Below are 18149 nucleotides of genomic sequence, written 5' to 3'. Positions count from 1 at the left end.
GAAACGCTCAAAAGGGGACCGCTCAAAAGGGGACAGATTTATTTACAACGCTTCACCGTAAATAAATCTGTCCCCTTTTGCGTTAAATAAATCTGTCCCCTTTTGCGGTCCCCTTTAGCGCCCCTACTTTTCGATCACCTCACCACGCTGGGGCGCCAGCCTGGCAATAAAGCGGTTCTGCGTCGTCACCGGAATGTGCTGCTCGTTCATCGCATCGATAAGGTTCTCGACCAACGCATTGAAATCGCTGCGGCTGAGTTTCATGCCCTTGTGCACTTCTTCCAGGGAGTCACCGGTGTACGTGCACGGCCCGCCGGCTTCGACGCAAAACCTTTCCACCAGCTTGTCGCGTACCCGAACGATGTCGACCTTGGCGAAGTATTTATAAATGCGGTCATCCTGAGCAATGTGCAGCAGCATGCCTTCGACGATTTTCTGGATGCCGGCGCGCTGGCCCAGGTCGTGATAGAGGCTGTCGTCCTTGGGCGGCTGTTGGGCGCACCCCGCCAGCAACGACAGACTGAGCCCGAGAATCAGCCACAGAGACCGCCCCATCAGAAACTCCCCTGCACGGAAAGGTAGGTGCCGTTCTGGTTGTCCAGCGTGGCGATTTCACCGAGCCGGGCGTAGGCCAGCACCACGGAAACATGCTTGTTGGGAAACCAGCCGACAAAGAAGTCCGCCCAGTCGCTTTCGCCGGCGAACGACAGATTGTCGGGCTTCTCGCGGTAGTCCATGCCCACTGCCCAGTGCGGGTTGAACAGGATGGCTGCGCCGCCCTCTTTCAGTACGCTGCGGGTATCGCGCCGGTCGCCGCCAAAGCCCATCAACCCGGTTTCGTTGGCACGGCTGTAACGCAGGCCGGCGTTGACCACCAGGTTGTAGCCAAAGGCCGCGCCCATGAACAGACGGCTCGCGGTGACATAACCCTCGACGTCCGAATCGCGCTTGGCGCCCACCAGGCTGGGGATGAGGAAATCATTCTGGTGTTTGTATTCCAGCCCCGCCGACACCTGCGGCAACTGATCGTAGATCAGGTCGCCAAACAGGCGAACCTTCACGCCGAAGATGTCCTGGGTGAGGTTGTCATCCGGGAGGTTGAGCTTGCTGACCAGTGAGCCCAGGTCGAAGCGTTGATGGGCGTAGGAAACCTCAACTCGATTGCCGTAGGACGCTGCAGCGCCGACCACATCGAGGGTGTAGTCCGGCAAGTCGACGTGGGTGGCGAACGCGTTGCCGCCCCACTCGCCCTGCTCGTCATACCCGGCCAGCATGGCCCAGGGGATGATCCCGCCGCCTGCGCCGCCTTCAATGCTGCTGGCGCCGCCGGTGGCGATCAGGCGCCCCTGCTCGGCTTCGGCTGCCGGCGCGAACCATGTCGCACAGCCTCCGACCACGCTGGCAAGCAGCACGGGATTCAAGTACGTCGAAAGGCGTCGTGCCATAAATCCGTGTTCCATCAATACACCGTCATGCGGGGTGGGAGCTGGGAGCGGGCAATCCAGGCTTCGAAAGCGATCGCATCGAGCGGACGGCTGATCAGGTAGCCTTGCGCGGTATCGCAATGCCACCGCTCCAGCAAACGGAGGCTGTGTTCGTACTCGACGCCTTCGGCGACCACCTTCAGGCCCAGGTTGTGGCTCATCTCGATGGTCGACCGCACGATGACGGCGTCTTCGCTGGTTTCATCCAGATCGCGCACGAAGGACTGATCGATCTTCAATTCCTGCACCGGCAGCCGCTTGAGGTGCGCCAGCGAGGAGTAACCGGTGCCGAAATCATCCACCGACAGGCTGATGCCGAATTCGCGCAGGCGATTGAGCACCTTCAGCGACTGCTCGGGCTCGCGCATGATGGCGCTTTCGGTGATCTCGAAAATCAACTGTTCGGCCGGCACGCGGTACAGCTTGAGCAGCGCAGCAACGCGGTCAGCCAGGTTGCCGTCCAACAAGTCGTCCGCCGAGATGTTCACCGACACTTGCAGAACCAGACCGCGATACGCCCATTCGGCCAACTGGCGCAGGGCTTCTTCGATCACCCAGTTGGTGAGGATCTGAATACTGCCGGTGCGCTCTGCCAGCACGATGAACTCGGCCGGGGACACCGAGCCGAATTGCGGGTGCTGCCAGCGCAGCAAGGCTTCGGCCTGAGTCACGCGGCCGTTGCGGATATCCAGTTTGGGCTGGTAATGCAGGGACAGTTCGCCATTGCGCGCGGCCTGACGCAGGTCGCGGATCAGACTGATCTGGCGCAAGTGGGCGACATCGCGACCGTCCACGTAGACCTGCAGACGCCCCGGCAGCTGCGCCGCGTCTTGCCGCGCAATGGAGGCACGTCTGAGCAACTCGGACGCCGAATCGCCATTGGCCGGATAGGCCGCGATGCCGATGCAGGCATCCATCGCGATGTCCTGCTCGCCAATGCGCTGAGGCTTGACCAATAGACGCTGCAGCCGGTCGGCCACCGCGACGGCACTGTCGGTTTCAGCGTTGTGCACCAGCAGCAGAAATTCGTTGTCGGAGAGCCGCGCCACCGTATCACCGGGACGCAGCGGCTCCTGCAGTTGCTCGCTGATGATGCGCAGCAGTTGCTCGACTCCCTCGAGACCGACGTTGGTGCTGATCGCGCGGAAGTTATCGATGCCCAGATAAAGCAGGGCCACTGGCCGTTGAGCAATGACCGCGCTGCCGAGGCGTTCCATGACCAGCGCGCGATTGGGCAGCCCGGTGAGCGGATCATGCAGGGCGTTGTGGGCCAGTTGCAGCTCACGCTCGGCGATCCCGCTCTGCATCGAATTGATAGCGCTGGCGAGCAGCCCCAGTTCATCCCGGCGATCCAGCACCACGGGGGTAGCGTAATCACCTTCGCCAATGCGCCGGGCGGCCTGGGCCAGGGCACTCACCGGCCGCGACAGGTTGCGCGCCAGTAACAACGCGCCGACCAGCGAGCACGCCAGCGCCACGACAGTGATCCAGAACAGCGTCTTGTCCAGCGGCGCGAATGCCTGCATGGCCTGATCCAGTGGGCTCTGCAGCAGGGCCACGACCTCGCTGTCGCTGTTGCTCCCCAGGCGCAGGGTTTTGCTCAGAAAGCTCTGGTTCTGATGCTCGGTCATCTGCATCTCGTCGCTGGGCGGGTTCATCATCACCCCGCGCAGGCTGTCGAACAGCGGCGCCGGCTGGGTGCTGATCATCTGACCCGGCTGCTTTTGCACGATCGACAGAAACGACACCTGCAAACCGCTCAACGAGCGCAGTTCCTGCGCCAGATCACCGTCCATGCTGAAGCCCATCACCACGCGCGCAATCGGCAGCGGTGCGAGGACCGTGCTCTCCACCAGCAAGTGCGGCTGGCCCTGCAACGGCACGATGAGCATCGACTGATTCTTGCCCTTGAGCTCACGCAACGCCTGGGTGTAGGGGAACGGCGAGCCTTCGGGGATCTGCGCGACGGTGCTGGCCATGACCGTGCCGTCCATGCCCAGCAGGAACATGTCATTGGCGTTGATTCTGGCGCCGTGATTGAGCAGCACCGAGCGGATGGTCGCCGAGTCCGCCGATGCCACGGCGTCACGGAAGCCGAAATCGGTGGACAGCAATTGCACGGCGTCGCGCAGCCGCTTGCCGCGCATTTCCAGCAAACCTTCGAACACCCGGGTGCCGACTTCGAGCTGTGCCTGGGCCTGCTTGCGAACCGCGTCCTGGGTCGCCGCTCTCACCGCAATAAACACGGCGAAGACCACGATCAGCAGCAGCATGATCAACACGCCGGCAATCCGCGCCTGAAAGCTGATGCGCACCTTCATTCGTGGGCTGCTTTATGAAAGGCATCGCCGAACGCGCTGGGCGTCGGCGCGGCCGGGGTGTTATCAGCGTTGGGCTGCACAGCGATGGTAAACCGTTGCTTGAGGCCGCCGGCCGGGATGTCGATGTCGCCACCGGACACGGGCAGCATGTCGGCCCCCTGGGGGTGCCAGAGAGTGACGGCGTAGTGACCGGCGGGCACTTGATCCAGGGTCAGCGCGCCCTTGTCGTTGCTGACGCCGAACCAGCCATCGTCGGTGACGTACACATACCCGATCATGTTGTCGTGGACGTTGCAGCCGAGCACGACCACGCCCGGCTTGTCGAACAGCACGGGGGCCGACGGGGTACCACCATACAACCGCAATTCAAAACGCTTGGGCGTCGAGAACGAATACACCTGATGGCGGATTTGATCGCTGTTGGGGAAACTGATTTCCGTCCCACTGCGGACGGCCAGCACGTGGGGGGCAAATTGCACATCGCGCTGGTCCATGTCGGCTTTCATCGGCCCGGCAGGCGGCGCCGTTGCGCCGCGCAGGGTAAGCACCGCGTCGGGAAGCGGCTTGCCCTGGGCATCAACGAATTCGGCGGTCAGGCTGGCCGCACTGGCAAGGGTGCCCTGCAGCGCGGTTACAACCAGCAACAATGAAATAAAAACGTGGCGCATGACAGATGTTCCAGACAGCGAGGCCGGCAGAGCCTCCGTGGCGATGATTTCCAGCGTAGCCCACATCGGCGGTCAGCGATATCAGACGGACTTCCAGCAAAGCACATGGCCTTCATTAGTGGAATGCCAAGGCCTGGCGCAACGCCTTACAGGCTTTAAAACGATCCCCCGTCATTGCTATCGACCGACGCTATTGAAACCTGAGCCAATCTGCCCCATCTAAGGCTCATCTCCATTTATGCAGGTGCCCCATGAGCGACCAGCAATCCGACGCCAACCAGCCGCACCCGGACGACGATCACGAGCACGAAATCCTCGGCTCCGACAGCAAGCGCCTCGCCCTGCCCGGCCAGAACCTGCCGGATCAGGTGTACATCATTCCGATCCACAACCGTCCTTTCTTCCCCGCCCAAGTGCTGCCGGTCATCGTCAACGAAGAGCCCTGGGCCGAAACGCTGGAGCTCGTCAGCAAGTCTGATCACCACTCCCTGGCGCTATTCTTCATGGACACCCCGCCCGACGATCCCCGTCATTTCGACACCAAGGCGTTGCCGGAGTACGGCACGCTGGTCAAGGTGCACCACGCCAGCCGTGAAAACGGCAAGCTGCAGTTCGTCGCCCAAGGCCTGAGCCGCGTGCGCATCAAGACCTGGCTCAAGCACCACCGCCCGCCGTTTCTGGTGGAGGTCGAATACCCGCATCAGCCCAACGAGCCGACCGACGAGGTCAAGGCCTACGGCATGGCGCTGATCAACGCGATCAAGGAGCTGCTGCCGCTCAACCCGCTGTACAGCGAAGAATTGAAGAACTACCTCAATCGCTTCAGCCCCAACGACCCGTCGCCGCTCACCGACTTCGCCGCTGCCCTGACCTCCGCCACAGGCGTCGAGCTGCAGCAGGTGCTCGATTGCGTGCCCGTGCTCAAGCGCATGGAAAAAGTACTGCCGATGCTGCGCAAGGAAGTCGAAGTCGCGCGCCTGCAGAAAGAAATCTCCGCCGAAGTGAACCGCAAGATCGGCGAGCACCAGCGTGAGTTCTTCCTCAAGGAACAGCTCAAAGTCATTCAGCAGGAACTGGGGCTGACCAAGGACGACCGCAGCGCTGACATCGAACAGTTCGAAGAGCGTCTGGTGGGCAAGACCCTGCCGCCGCAGGCGCGCAAGCGCATCGACGAAGAGATCAACAAGCTGTCGGTGCTGGAAACCGGTTCGCCGGAATACGCCGTCACCCGTAATTACCTGGACTGGGCAAGCTCGGTGCCGTGGGGCGTGTTCGGTGACGACAAGCTCGATCTGAAACATGCGCGCAAGGTGCTCGATCAACACCACGCCGGCCTCGATGACATCAAGAGCCGCATCCTCGAGTTCCTCGCCGTCGGCGCCTACAAGGGTGAAATCTCCGGCTCCATCGTGCTGCTGGTCGGCCCGCCGGGCGTGGGTAAAACCAGCGTCGGCAAATCCATCGCAGAATCCCTGGGCCGTCCGTTCTACCGCTTCAGCGTTGGCGGCATGCGCGACGAGGCCGAGATCAAGGGCCACCGTCGCACGTACATCGGCGCCCAGCCGGGCAAGCTGGTGCAGGCGCTGAAAGACGTGGAGGTCATGAACCCGGTCATCATGCTCGACGAGATCGACAAGATGGGCCAGAGCTTCCAGGGCGACCCGGCCTCGGCGCTGCTCGAAACCCTGGACCCGGAACAGAACGTCGAATTCCTCGACCACTATCTGGACCTGCGTCTGGACCTCTCGAAGGTCCTGTTCATCTGCACCGCGAACACCCTGGACTCGATCCCCGGCCCGCTGCTGGACCGTATGGAAGTGATTCGGCTGTCCGGCTATATCACCGAAGAAAAGCTCGCCATTGCCAAGCGCCACCTGTGGCCCAAGCAACTGGCCAAGGCCGGCGTTTCGAAAAACAGCCTGATGATCAGCGACAGTGCATTGCGCGCGGTGATTGACGGGTACGCGCGGGAAGCCGGAGTGCGGCAGCTGGAAAAACAGCTGGGCAAACTGGTGCGCAAAGCGGTGGTCAAGCTGCTGGACAACCCGGACACCGTGGTCAAGATCGGCCCGAAAGAGCTGGAAGCCTCCTTGGGCATGGCCGTGTTCCGCAACGAGCAAGTGCTGTCGGGCACCGGCGTGATCACCGGCCTGGCCTGGACCAGCATGGGCGGCGCGACGCTGCCGATCGAAGCGACACGGATCCATACGCTCAACCGCGGCTTCAAGCTCACCGGACAGCTGGGCGACGTGATGAAGGAATCTGCCGAAATCGCTTACAGCTACGTCAGCTCCAATCTGGCGAAGTTTGGCGGCGATAAGAGCTTCTTCGACGAAGCCTTCGTCCACTTGCACGTGCCGGAAGGTGCGACGCCGAAAGACGGGCCAAGTGCGGGCGTGACCATGGCCAGCGCGCTGCTGTCGCTGGCGCGTAACCAGGCGCCCAAAAAAGGCGTGGCGATGACCGGCGAACTGACGCTGACCGGCCACGTACTGCCGATTGGCGGCGTGCGGGAGAAGGTCATTGCGGCGCGGCGGCAGAAGATCTACGAGCTGATCCTCCCGGAAGCCAACCGTGGCAACTTCGAAGAACTGCCGGATTACCTGAAAGAAGGCATCACCGCACACTTCGCTAAACGCTTTGCGGATGTGGCGAAGATATTGTTCTAAGACGGACCAGCATCACTTCCACAGGGGCGAATCGTGACCTGTGGAAGTCGGCCTCACAGACAAGGAGTTCAACATGCTCGACTTCAACAACAAAGGCTTTTTCAAACTCAAGCAGAACAACGAATACGCTGAGCGTGTGGCCGCGCTGCTGCTTGAGGATGAAACCGTCATCGACGCCTACAAGTCGATGCGCGACGGCGTTGTCTTCACTACCAAGCGGATCATTTCCGTCAACGTGCAAGGCATTACCGGCAGCAAGAAGGACTTCACTTCATTGCCGTATAAAAACATCGTGGCCTACTCGGTGGAAACGTCCGGTACCTTCGACCTCGACTCGGAACTCGAGATCTACTTCTCCGCCCTGGGCAAAGTGAAGTTCGAATTCACCGGGAAGACCTCGATCGTCGAAATTTCCAGGTACATTTCCCAATTCGTTCTCTGAACCAACGCATTTGGCCCAGTCACCTGCGAACGTGGTTGAGGTGCAGGCTTAACCAAGCATCACGGGGCAGCGCATCAAAGGGGACTGATTTATTTACACGCTTCTCCGTAAATTAATCTGTCCCCGTCCAGGCACGCTTAAAACTACCCGATCTTCGGTTATCCTCACCCCAAACGTTGCCCACGACCGGAGCCTTCATGACCCCTGCCCGCCTGCTCGTCCCGCTCAGCCTCTCCCTCCTTGCCGCTTGCGCGGCGACACCGAAGCAGATCGTTTCCCTGGACGATCAGCAAGACTGCCCGCTCACCCTCAAAACCGGCCAGACCCTCATGCTGATGCTGCCCAGCAACCCCACCACCGGGTACCGCTGGCTGATGCAAAACCCCGCGCCGTCGATACTCGCCAGCCTCGGGCCGGAGGTGTTCAATGCCTCTAAAGATGTAGGCCTGGTGGGTGAAGGCGGTCAGTCGGTCTGGCGCTACCGAGCCGCCAATGCAGGCACGGGCCATCTGATGATGGTCTACCAGCAGCCGTGGGCGCCGGAAGTGGCGCCAGAACGCACCTTCGATTGCGTGATCACCGTGAACTGATCGAAAGGATCGTGATCGAAAGGGGACTGATTTATTTACACGCTTCTCCGTAAATAAATCTGTCCCCGTCCATGGTAAATAAATCTGTCCCCGTCCATGTATTTACACGCGTCTCCGTAAATCAATCTATCCCCGTCCATGCAAGTCGCCAAGCACTGGCGTAAGCCCCGTCATTCGGTCAGTAACTGCGCCGCATCGAAGCCCATGCGCAAGTTGCCCCAATGACGGCCGTCGAAGAAAAACGGCACGTCGATCTCGGTCATGATTTCCCCCGTGTCGCGCAGGTAGGTTTGCAACAGGAAGCGCTGTTGGTTACCCGCTGCACGCAGGCCGATGGGGTCAGCGAACATGCGCTTGTTCCGGCAGACCGGCAGGTCGACAGCCCGGTCACCCGTAGGTTTTTTCGACACCCAGCTGTTATTCACCGGGCAGTAGCCCTTGGCGTCGACGATGAAGGTGACCTTGCCCCCCAGCGTGCCTTTGGTCAGCGCGTCGCACTCCTCCTGACAGATCTGGGCGAAGCGCTCGCTGTAGCTGGTCGTGTATTGCTTGGGGTCAGTCCCGGGAATCAGTTTGTAGTTCTGATCGAACAGGTTGACGCCCTCACGTTGCAGCGCGGCCAGACGCACCTGGAGTCGGTCGCGGCAATGACTGGCGCGGGTAATGCCGGCGTCCAGCGCACCATGCCCGAGGACGAACCGGCCCAGCAGCGCCTGGACCTTTTCCGCCACGCCCGACAGATCGCGGGTGGCGGTAGCGGAATGCTGCATGCGCTGGTCGATGGACTGGCTGTCCGCATGAATCTGGGTGACGCGGTTATTGATGCCGGTGTTGCTGTCGGCGAACTGCAAGATGTGCGAGGCGATGTCTTCCAACTTGATGTGAGTGGATTCGAAATCGCCGATCATGCTCTCGAAATGCCCTGACGCGCGCTCGACCACTTTCTGGGTCTCCCGGGCGCTGTGGCTGATCTGGGTGGTCTGCTCGTGGGTCGAGCTCACTTCCAGCAGCATGGCGTCGATGTTCTGGGAAATGTCTTCGGTGGCACGACTGACGTTCTGGGCCAGGGTCCGGACTTCGTCGGCAACCACCGCGAAACCACGGCCGCTCTCCCCCGCACGCGCCGCCTCGATCGCCGCGTTGAGCGCCAGAAGGTTGGTCTGGGAGGAAATCTGTTGAATCAATCCGACGATGGATTTGATGCTCGACGAGCGTTGGTTCAACGCCGACACCAGCGTACCGAATTCATTCAGGCTGGTGGAAATCTCACTGATGTTGCCGGTCACTTCCAGCAGCTCGGTGTAGGAGTCGCGGGCCATGCTGAGGTTCTGCGCGGTGGTCCCGGAAATGCCCTGGGTCTGCCGGGACACCTCGGCAATCCGCCCGACTGCGTCGTTGCTCTGCTCCATGACTTCCCTGGCGAAGCGCGCCTGATGGGTCGCGCTGTCGCTGGAATCGCTGATGTTTTTCAGCGAGCGCGCGGACTCCACGGCAATGTGCACGGTCAGCGCCTGAACGCTGCTGATGATCTCCCGCTGCTTGGCGAGAAACCGGTTGCAGGTGCTCGCCAGCACGCGAATTTCATCATGGGTCAACAGCGGCAAGTCCTTGGACAGGTCGCCCTCGCCATTGGCAATGCCTTCCAGCGCCAGCGTCATCTGGGTCACCGGCCGCACGATCAGGTGGCGGAAATACCAGACCATGAAACTGACCAGACACAGGGTGAACAGCGTACTGCCCAGAATGGCGTTGCTCAGCACATCGAGTTTGCCTTCGATCATGCCTAGCGTCCCCGCCGGCAACTGCGCGCTGCGCAACTGAAGCAGAATGTCCGCGCGGATGCTTACGGCCACCCAGTACACCACGGCGCTCACCACCACCATCAGGAAAAGGCTCGACAGCTTCTTGGTCAAAGAATCGAAAAACTGCCGCTCGACGGACTCGTACAACGCCTTGAACGCATGCATGCCACGGTTCCCTGTGTCTGGTAATGAAATGGGTTGCAACTAAGGTTCTTCGACTGAGGATGGGAAAGCTTTAATGATGTGGGGTGAACATCGATAGATGACATTGATTCTCAATTATAACTTGCCGATAATTGAGAACCATCATCATTTGTTACATTCGCCGGAGCTTCGCCCGCCATGCGCCACTCGATCCCCTTTTGCCCAAAGGCCCTTTCGTTAATCGCACTGAGCGTGCTCAACACAGCGAATGCCGAAGACACAGCGCTCAGCCTGCCCGCCACCGACGTGACGTCAACGGCCACCTACGGTGACACCGGCGACCCGCTCGGTTATCAAGGCAAACCCGGCAGTACCACTACCCGGCTGGACCTGACCAAACAGCAAACGCCTCAAGGTATTACCAACATCAAGCGCGAGCAAATGGATGACTTCAAGCTCAACAGCATTCGCGACGTATTAACCAGTACCCCCGGCGTCAACGTGCAGAAAGTCGAAACTGACCGCACCTACTTCACCGCGCGCGGTTTCGACATCAACAACTTCCAGTACGACGGCACGGCCATGCCGATGACCAATGGGTTGCTGGTGGGCGACATTGACCTGGCGCCCTATGAACAGGTCGATATCGTTCACGGCGCCAACGGTTTGATGTCCGGATCCGGCAACCCTTCGGCCACGGTCAACTTCATCCGCAAACGCCCGACCTACGATCCCCAGGCGAAGATCGACGTGACTGCCGGTTCCTGGGACAAACGCCGGGTGGACATCGACGTTTCCGGGCCACTGACCGACTCAGGCAACGTGCGCGGACGCGTCATCTACGCCAACGAAAACGGCAACTCATACCTTGATCGTTACTCCCGCGAGAAGAACATCTTCAGCGGTCTGCTGGCATTCGACCTGAGCGACAGCGACACGCTGACCCTTGGTTACGAGGACCAGAAAACCAACGCCAATGGCTCAAGCTGGGGCGCACTGCCGTTGGTCGATGGCAATGGCAACGCCATCCATTACAGCAGCACCCATTCCAATATTTCCCAGCCGTGGGTGCATTGGGACGTTCACACGCAACGTGCGTTTGCCGAGTGGGAGCACACCTTCGCCAACGACTGGAAGTCGAAGCTGACCGTCGCCGGTGCAGAGCACCGCGAAGACACCGAGATGTTATACATGTTGAGCTCCACCGACTCACCGACCGGCTACAGTGGTCTGGGCTCCAAGTACAAAGACAGAAACCTCGAACTCAGTGGCGATTACTCGCTGAGCGGGCCCTTCATGCTGGGCGGTCGCGAACATCAACTCACGCTAGGGGCGAACGCTGCACGCCAGCGCAACCGCGAATCGTCGCAGTATGGCGACATACTCAACTACTCGCCTGTCACCCTTGAAGATGCGCTGCATGGCTACCTGCCGCGGCCGAATTACGTCGCTGCGTTACCCGCTGCGACCTCGAACTACACCGATCGCCAGAAGAGCGTTTACGCCGGCGCGCGTTTCAGCCTGACCGACGACCTGCATGTGATCACCGGTGCCCGCATGCTCAGCGCGGACAGCAATGGCGACAACTACGGCTCCGCGCGCAAGGTGCGCATTCACGGCAAAGTCACGCCGTACGCCGGCATCGTCTACGACCTGACCTCCGAATACGCGCTGTACGCCAGTTACACCGAAGTCTTCAATCCGCAGTATTACCTCGACGGCCAAGGCCGGGTGCTCGATCCGCTTGAAGGCAAAAGCTATGAAGCGGGCATCAAGGGCCAGTTGCTGGACAAGAAGCTCAACGTCAGCGCAGCGGTGTTCCATGCCAAGCAGGACAACGTGCCGGGCAGTTCGGTGTATGACGCCAGCCTCGGCGGCTACGTGTACGAGGCGATGTCCTACGACAGCAGCGGCCTGGAGCTGGAAGCGTCCGGCGAAGTGGCACCCGGCCTGCAAATCAACGGCGGGTACACCTACGTCTATATCACCGACGACGACGACAGCCGTGCGCGCAAATTCATCCCGCGCCACGCCCTGACGTCGTCCATGACCTACCAGTTGCCAATGGCACCGAAGGTCAAGGTCGGCGGCAGCCTGAGCTGGCAGAGCAAGACCCAGAACGACGACGCACCGGCCGCCCGGCAGGAGGCCTACGCGCTCATCGGCCTGATGACCCGCTATGACATCGATCAGCACTGGAGCACCCAGTTCAACCTCAACAACCTCACCAACGAGAAATACCAACAGAGCCTGCGCTACAACCAAAGCAACTTCGGTGATCCACGCAACTTCACCGCATCGGTAAGCTGGACATACTGATAACACGGGTTGCGTCTCAGCCGCCCAAGTGCAACCGGGGCGGCTTTTGCCGTTGAGGGGAAAACGTCTGCACACGAACGATGAGATGAGGTTCCAGCCGAGGGACGGAATTGGCTAAAATGCCGCACTTTTCGCCTTGTCCCCCGGAATCGCCGTGAGCCCAGAACCCGACCGCCTATTCGCCCAGCCGCTGCCCCAGGTGCCCGACTTCGCTTTCAACGAAGACGTCGTGCGGGTGTTTCCGGACATGATCAAGCGCTCGGTACCGGGCTACCCGACCATCGTCGAAAACCTCGGCGTGCTCGCGGCGCAGTTCGCCCAGCCCCACAGCGTGCTCTACGACCTGGGCAGTTCGCTGGGCGCCGTCACTCAGGCGTTGCGCCGGCATGTGCGCACTGAAGATTGTCGGGTGATCGCCATCGACAACTCGTCGGCCATGGTCGAGCGCTGCCGCGAATACCTCAACGCCCAGGACTCGATGTACCAGGAGTTGCTGCCGGTGGAGGTCATCGACGGCGATATCCTGGGTCTGGAGTTTCAGCCGGCCTCTGTCGTTGCCCTGAACTTCACCCTGCAGTTCATCGCCCCCGAGCAACGCCTCGCCCTGTTGACTCGCATTCGCCAGTCGCTGCTGCCCGGCGGCGCGCTGATCCTGTCGGAGAAGCTGCGCTTTGATGACACCGAAGAGCACGCGCTGCTCAGCGATCTGCACGTCGCCTTCAAGCGCGCCAACGGTTACAGCGAGCTGGAGATCGCGCAGAAACGCAGCGCGATCGAAAACGTGATGAAGCCCGACAGCCTTGAGCAGCACCGCGAACGCTTGCTGGCCGCCGGTTTCAGTAAAGTCGTGCCCTGGTTCCAGTGCCTTAATTTCGCCTCGTTGATTGCCCTGCCATGATTGATCTCGCTCCCCTGGTCCGCCGTCTGGCGGGCACGCCACTGTATGCCTGGGCCCAAGGCCTGCAGGCGCAACTCGACGCGAAGATGGAAAAGGGTCACGGCGACCTCGAACGCTGGCAAGGCGCCCTGAATGCCTTGCCTGATCTGACGCCAAGCCGCATCGAGCTCAAGGACGATTTCATCCTCGACGCCGACTGCGACGATGCCACCCGCGAGCAGACCCGTGCTGCGCTGATGGGCCTGTCGCCGTGGCGCAAAGGCCCTTTTGAGGTGTTCGGCGTGCACGTCGACACCGAATGGCGCTCGGACTGGAAATGGTCGCGGGTGTCGCCGCACCTTGATCTGAGAGGCAAGCGCGTTCTGGATGTGGGCTGCGGCAACGGCTATTACCAGTGGCGCATGCTGGGGGCCGGGGCCGACAGCGTGATCGGCGTTGACCCGAACTGGCTGTTCTTCTGCCAGTTCCAGGCCATGCAGCGCTACCTGCCGAACCTGCCGGCATGGCACCTGCCGTTCACCCTGGAAGATCTACCCGCGCGGCTGGAAGGCTTCGACACGGTGTTCTCCATGGGCGTGCTCTATCACCGCAAATCCCCCATCGATCACCTGCTGGCACTCAAGGATTGCCTGGTCAAAGGCGGCGAGCTGGTGCTGGAAACCATGGTGGTCGAAGGCGACGCGAATCAGGTGCTGGTGCCGGAAGACCGCTACTCGCAGATGCGCAACGTCTGGTTCCTGCCCTCAGTCCCGGCGCTGGAACTGTGGCTGCGCCGCGCGGGTTTTGTGGATGTGCGCTGCGTCGACGTCAGCACCACCACGGTAGAGGAACAGCGCGGCACCGACTGGATGCGCTTTCAATCGTTGAGCGACTTTCTCGATCCCGCTGATCACAGCAAGACCGTGGAAGGACTGCCTGCACCGCGGCGTGCGGTGATCGTTGGGCGCAAGCCGTAAACCCACAACGGCGCCATCGCGCGCGCTCATGGAGCATGACAACACCGCAGCTGTCAGTGCGGACAAATCACCCGTGGGAGCGAGCTTGCTCGCGAAGGCGATGGTGGTCGCTCCCTCATATCACTGGCGGTGAGAAGAACTCGCCGCTGTCAGAATCAACGCCTTCATCTCCGATACCGCGGACTTGAAGCCGACAAACAGGGCATGGGCCACCAGCGCATGGCCGATGTTCAGTTCGTTGATGCCCTTGATCGCCGCGACCGCTTCAACGTTGTGATAGTGCAAACCATGACCGGCATTGACGATCAGGCCCTGGGCCAGACCAAAAGCAACGCCATCGGCAACCCGCTTGAGCTCTTCGGCGACGGCCGCCGGGGTTTCGGCATCGGCATAACGGCCCGTGTGCAGCTCGATGGCCGGCGCGCCAACCCGGGCCGACGCGGCAATCTGGCGCTCATCGGCGTCGATGAACAGCGACACTTCGCTGCCGATGGCAGACAACCGCTCCACCGCCGCCTTGATGCGCGCTTCCTGACCGGCGACATCCAGCCCGCCCTCCGTGGTCAGTTCCTGACGGGTTTCCGGCACCAGACAGATGTGCGCCGGCCGAATGCGCTCGGCGAACGCCATCATCGCTTCGGTGACGCCCATCTCGAAATTCATGCGCGTTTGCAGCACGTCTTTCAGCAGCAATACATCGCGTTCCTGAATGTGCCGACGGTCCTCACGCAAATGCACGGTGATGCCGTCGGCACCCGCTTCCTCGGCATCCAGCGCGGCCTTGACCGGATCGGGATAGCGTGTCCCGCGGGCCTGGCGCAGGGTAGCAACGTGGTCGATGTTCACGCCGAGCAGAATGCGAGTGCTGTGGGTCACGGGGTTCTCCTGATTACTGTGGCGGTGCCAGCCAGTAGTGGCTGATTGCGCAAGGGAGGAAGGATTTTCTAGGTTTGCGCCGCTGGACGCTAGAGTTTGCGAAACAATTCACGGCTGACCAGCGGCCGCCCACCCAGATGCACGGCCAGGGCCTGGCGCATCAGACGCTTGGCCGCCGACAGCGCGCCCGGCGAAGTCCAGTCCGCTTCAGACATCGCCTGCAATTCGGCGCCCTGAAACAATCCCGGCTGAAACAGATACACCCGCTCAAGGCCTGCGTCCACCTGAAGCCGGTACAGGCCGTCGCTGGCCAGGGGATCACCGTTGACGTCTGCATCCAGCGCAAAGCCGTAACCGAGATCGTCCAGCAGTCGCCATTCGAACGAGCGCAGCAACGGTTCCAGCGCGCGCCCTTCGGCCAGGGCCACAAGGGTCGCGGCGTAATGCTCGAACACGCCCGGGTGCGGGTCTTCGGCGGGCAACAGACGAATCAGCAATTCATTGAGATAGAGACCGCTGAACAGCGCCTCGCCTTCCAGCCACGTAGCGACGCCGACGCCTTCCATGCGCCCCACGTTCTTCAGCTCGCCCCGCCCGCGAAATTCGACTTCCAGCGGCACGAAGGGCCGCGCCATCGTCCCCGCCTTTCCCCGAGCGCTGCGCAACACCGCACGCAACCGACCCTGCGGGGTGATGAAATCCACCAGTGCGCTGTTTTCGCGGTACGCACGGCTGTGCAACACATAAGCGAGCTGACCGACGGGAGGGGTCTGTGACATGGCTATCTCGATGAAAGAACACGGCAGAACGGGCAATCTGAAACGACTGTGGGAGTGAGGTTGCTCGCGAAGACCCAGGTTCATGCGCTAAATCTTCAGCGACTGAAATGCCGTCTTCGTGAGCAAGCTCACTCCCACAGGATTGCATGTGCAGCATGGATCTGCCGACAGGGCAGTCCCTACAGACCAGCGATGCCGCCGTCTTACAAGTCGCCGTAACCCAGCGAACGCAACGCGCGCTCGTCATCGGACCAGCCGCCTTTGACCTTGACCCACAGATTGAGCATGACCTTGGAGTCGAACAGCACTTCCATGTCGCGGCGCGCATCCGAGCCAATACGCTTGATGCGCTCGCCCTTGTCGCCAATGATGATTTTCTTCTGCCCGTCGCGCTCGACCAGAATGAGCGCGTGAATATGCAGCGTCTTGCCCTGCTGCTTGAATTGCTCGATCTCGACGGTGATCTGGTACGGCAGCTCGGCGCCAAGCTGACGCATGATCTTCTCGCGCACCAGTTCCGCTGCGAGAAAACGGCTGCTGCGGTCGGTGATCTGATCTTCCGGGAAGAAGTGCTCATTCTCCGGCAACTGATCGGCAATGACCTTCTCCAGCGCTTCCAGGTTATGCCCCTGCTGCGCCGAGATCGGGATGATCTGGGCGTTCGGCAGTTGCTCCTGCAGCCAGGACAAATGCGGCATCAGCGCGCTCTTGTCTTCGATGCGATCGGTCTTGTTCAGCGCCACGATCAACGGGCCGGTCACGTACTGCACGCGCTCGAGAACCATCTGGTCCTCTTCGGTCCACTTGGTGCGGTCGACCACGAAAATCACCACGTCGACGTCTTTCAACGCTGCCGAGGCAGTCTTGTTCATGTAGCGGTTAAGCGCTTTGTCGCTGTTTTTGTGCATGCCGGGGGTATCGACATAGACCGCCTGCACGGCGCCTTCAGTCTTGATGCCAAGCATGTTGTGCCGGGTCGTCTGCGGCTTGCGCGACGTGATTGCCAGTTTCTGGCCGAGGATGTGGTTCAGCAGCGTCGACTTGCCCACGTTTGGCCGGCCAACAATGGCAACATAGCCACAGCGTGTTGCAGGTGAATCAGTCATTGCCATTCTCCACACCCAGGGCGATAAGGGCTGCGGCCGCTGCTACCTGTTCGGCAATGCGACGGCTTACGCCTTGTCCCCGGCTTTTTTCATTCAATAAAGAGATCTCGCATTCGACGAAGAAGATTCGGCAATGCGGCTCGCCCTGGATATCCACCACTTCATAGCGTGGCAGATCGCAGGCGCGTGACTGAAGGAATTCCTGCAGTCGTGTTTTCGGGTCTTTGTTGGTGTCGACCAGGGTCAGGGTTTCGAACTCGCTGGCCAGCCAGGCGAGCACGCGCTCCCTTGCCATGTCCATCCCGGCGTCGAGGTAGATCGCACCGATCAGGGCTTCCAGTGCGTCAGCCAGAATCGACTCACGGCGAAAGCCGCCGCTCTTCAACTCACCCGAGCCCAGGCGCAGGTATTCGCCCAGATCGAAACCGCGGGCCAGAAGCGCAAGGGTCTCGCCTTTCACCAGACGGGCGCGCAGACGGGACAACTGACCTTCACGCGCCTGGGGGAAACGCTCGAACAGCGCTTCGCCGGCGACGAAGTTGAGAATGGCATCACCGAGGAATTCCAGACGCTCGTTGTTGCGTCCGGCAAAGCTGCGGTGGGTCAGCGCCAGGATCATCAGCTCCTGATCCTTGAAGGTATAGCCGAGCTGACGCTCCAGGCGACTCAATGAAACGCTCACGGTTTACCCACGCTGAATTCGTGGTCGAACTTGACCACCAGATCGATGTTCTGGATCAGTGACTCACGTTTTTCGTAGTTCAAATGAGCGAGGAACCTGTTGTTCTCCGTCGTCACAGTTAACGCCTTGTTCAAATCCAAATCCCGAATGTTATTAACCTGCATACCTTTGGCCACATAGGCGTAAAGGTCACCGGCGTTGGTGATGTCTGCCGTGCGGTCAGTGCCGGCACTTTCGATGATTTTCTTCATAGACAGGTAGTCCATGTAATGCGGCACGATCTTGGCGGCAGCGCTTCCAAGGAACGCCAGAATCGCCAGCAACACCAGCCAGCCGATGAACGAGAGGCCTTTTTGCGGACCGGCAGACGTCATGATTGTTTTCAAGAGTAGCCCTTCCCTGTCACCTGCGAG

General features: G+C 60.8%; 16 protein-coding genes. 6 read left to right on the top strand and 10 right to left on the bottom strand.

What is annotated here, in order from left to right:
- Window positions 1-123: 123 nt before the first annotated feature.
- From BBI10_RS24345 to BBI10_RS24330, 4 genes are read right to left on the bottom strand one after another with little or no spacing between them, the layout of a single operon-like run.
- Window positions 124-555 carry a group I truncated hemoglobin gene (locus BBI10_RS24345; RefSeq protein ID WP_065992485.1) on the bottom strand — a complete coding sequence of 144 codons (432 nt, stop codon included), beginning with the start codon at window positions 553-555 and terminating at the stop codon, window positions 124-126.
- On the bottom strand, window positions 555-1445 hold the full coding sequence (locus BBI10_RS24340) for a DUF3034 family protein (protein WP_065992484.1): 891 nt from the start codon (window positions 1443-1445) through the stop codon (window positions 555-557). The genes BBI10_RS24345 and BBI10_RS24340 overlap by 1 nt, the downstream gene beginning before the upstream one ends.
- 14 nt (window positions 1446-1459) lie before the next feature.
- Window positions 1460-3805 carry a bifunctional diguanylate cyclase/phosphodiesterase gene (locus BBI10_RS24335; RefSeq protein WP_065992482.1) on the bottom strand — a complete coding sequence of 782 codons (2346 nt, stop codon included), beginning with the start codon at window positions 3803-3805 and terminating at the stop codon, window positions 1460-1462.
- Window positions 3802-4473, bottom strand: coding sequence for a methylamine utilization protein (locus BBI10_RS24330; RefSeq protein ID WP_065992481.1), 672 nt, complete (start codon window positions 4471-4473; stop codon window positions 3802-3804). Before BBI10_RS24330 ends, BBI10_RS24335 begins: the two co-directional genes overlap by 4 nt.
- 251 nt (window positions 4474-4724) lie before the next feature.
- On the opposite strand from BBI10_RS24330, the gene lon reads away from it, so the two are divergent.
- From lon to BBI10_RS24315, 3 genes are all read left to right on the top strand, one after another.
- Window positions 4725-7142, top strand: coding sequence for an endopeptidase La (gene lon / locus BBI10_RS24325; RefSeq protein ID WP_065992480.1), 2418 nt, complete (start codon window positions 4725-4727; stop codon window positions 7140-7142).
- Between the two features lie 73 nt (window positions 7143-7215).
- The gene (locus BBI10_RS24320) at window positions 7216-7584 is read left to right on the top strand and encodes a PH domain-containing protein (protein ID WP_065992476.1); all 369 of its coding nucleotides are present in this window, start codon (window positions 7216-7218) and stop codon (window positions 7582-7584) included.
- 197 nt (window positions 7585-7781) lie between these two features.
- A complete protein-coding gene (locus tag BBI10_RS24315; RefSeq protein ID WP_065992474.1) occupies window positions 7782-8174 on the top strand; it encodes a protease inhibitor I42 family protein in 393 nt (130 codons plus the stop codon).
- Window positions 8175-8344: 170 nt separating this feature from the next.
- Here BBI10_RS24315 and BBI10_RS24310 read toward each other — a convergent pair whose 3' ends face one another.
- Window positions 8345-10141, bottom strand: coding sequence for a methyl-accepting chemotaxis protein (locus tag BBI10_RS24310; RefSeq protein ID WP_065992472.1), 1797 nt, complete (start codon window positions 10139-10141; stop codon window positions 8345-8347).
- A gap of 177 nt (window positions 10142-10318) precedes the next feature.
- Between BBI10_RS24310 and BBI10_RS24305 the strand changes: the two genes are divergently transcribed.
- The 3 genes from BBI10_RS24305 to cmoB all read left to right on the top strand — a co-directional run bounded on the left by BBI10_RS24305 (window position 10319) and on the right by cmoB (window position 14293).
- Window positions 10319-12439, top strand: coding sequence for a TonB-dependent siderophore receptor (locus BBI10_RS24305; protein ID WP_065992464.1), 2121 nt, complete (start codon window positions 10319-10321; stop codon window positions 12437-12439).
- A 154-nt stretch (window positions 12440-12593) separates the two neighbouring features.
- On the top strand, window positions 12594-13337 hold the full coding sequence (gene cmoA / locus BBI10_RS24300; RefSeq protein WP_065992462.1) for a carboxy-S-adenosyl-L-methionine synthase CmoA: 744 nt from the start codon (window positions 12594-12596) through the stop codon (window positions 13335-13337).
- A complete protein-coding gene (cmoB, locus tag BBI10_RS24295) occupies window positions 13334-14293 on the top strand; it encodes a tRNA 5-methoxyuridine(34)/uridine 5-oxyacetic acid(34) synthase CmoB (protein WP_065992460.1) in 960 nt (319 codons plus the stop codon). The genes cmoA and cmoB overlap by 4 nt, the downstream gene beginning before the upstream one ends.
- Before the next feature lie 120 nt (window positions 14294-14413).
- Here the strand turns inward: cmoB and pdxJ are convergent, their stop codons facing one another.
- From pdxJ to BBI10_RS24270, 5 genes are all read right to left on the bottom strand, one after another.
- On the bottom strand, window positions 14414-15169 hold the full coding sequence (gene pdxJ / locus BBI10_RS24290; RefSeq protein ID WP_065992458.1) for a pyridoxine 5'-phosphate synthase: 756 nt from the start codon (window positions 15167-15169) through the stop codon (window positions 14414-14416).
- An 89-nt stretch (window positions 15170-15258) separates the two neighbouring features.
- Entirely contained in the window at window positions 15259-15948 is a 690-nt protein-coding gene (gene recO, locus BBI10_RS24285; protein WP_065992457.1) for a DNA repair protein RecO, read from the bottom strand.
- A 203-nt stretch (window positions 15949-16151) separates the two neighbouring features.
- A complete protein-coding gene (gene era, locus BBI10_RS24280; RefSeq protein WP_065992456.1) occupies window positions 16152-17054 on the bottom strand; it encodes a GTPase Era in 903 nt (300 codons plus the stop codon).
- Window positions 17047-17736, bottom strand: coding sequence for a ribonuclease III (rnc, locus tag BBI10_RS24275; RefSeq protein ID WP_065992454.1), 690 nt, complete (start codon window positions 17734-17736; stop codon window positions 17047-17049). Before rnc ends, era begins: the two co-directional genes overlap by 8 nt.
- A complete protein-coding gene (locus BBI10_RS24270; protein ID WP_065992452.1) occupies window positions 17733-18110 on the bottom strand; it encodes a DUF4845 domain-containing protein in 378 nt (125 codons plus the stop codon). The genes rnc and BBI10_RS24270 overlap by 4 nt, the downstream gene beginning before the upstream one ends.
- Window positions 18111-18149 lie beyond the last annotated feature (39 nt).

Source organism: Pseudomonas graminis (genome assembly GCF_001705435.1).
Classification (GTDB): Bacteria; Pseudomonadota; Gammaproteobacteria; order Pseudomonadales; family Pseudomonadaceae; genus Aquipseudomonas; species Aquipseudomonas graminis_B.
The sequence above is the reverse complement of the archived record's forward strand: the minus strand, read 5'-3'. Positions and strand labels throughout refer to the sequence as shown.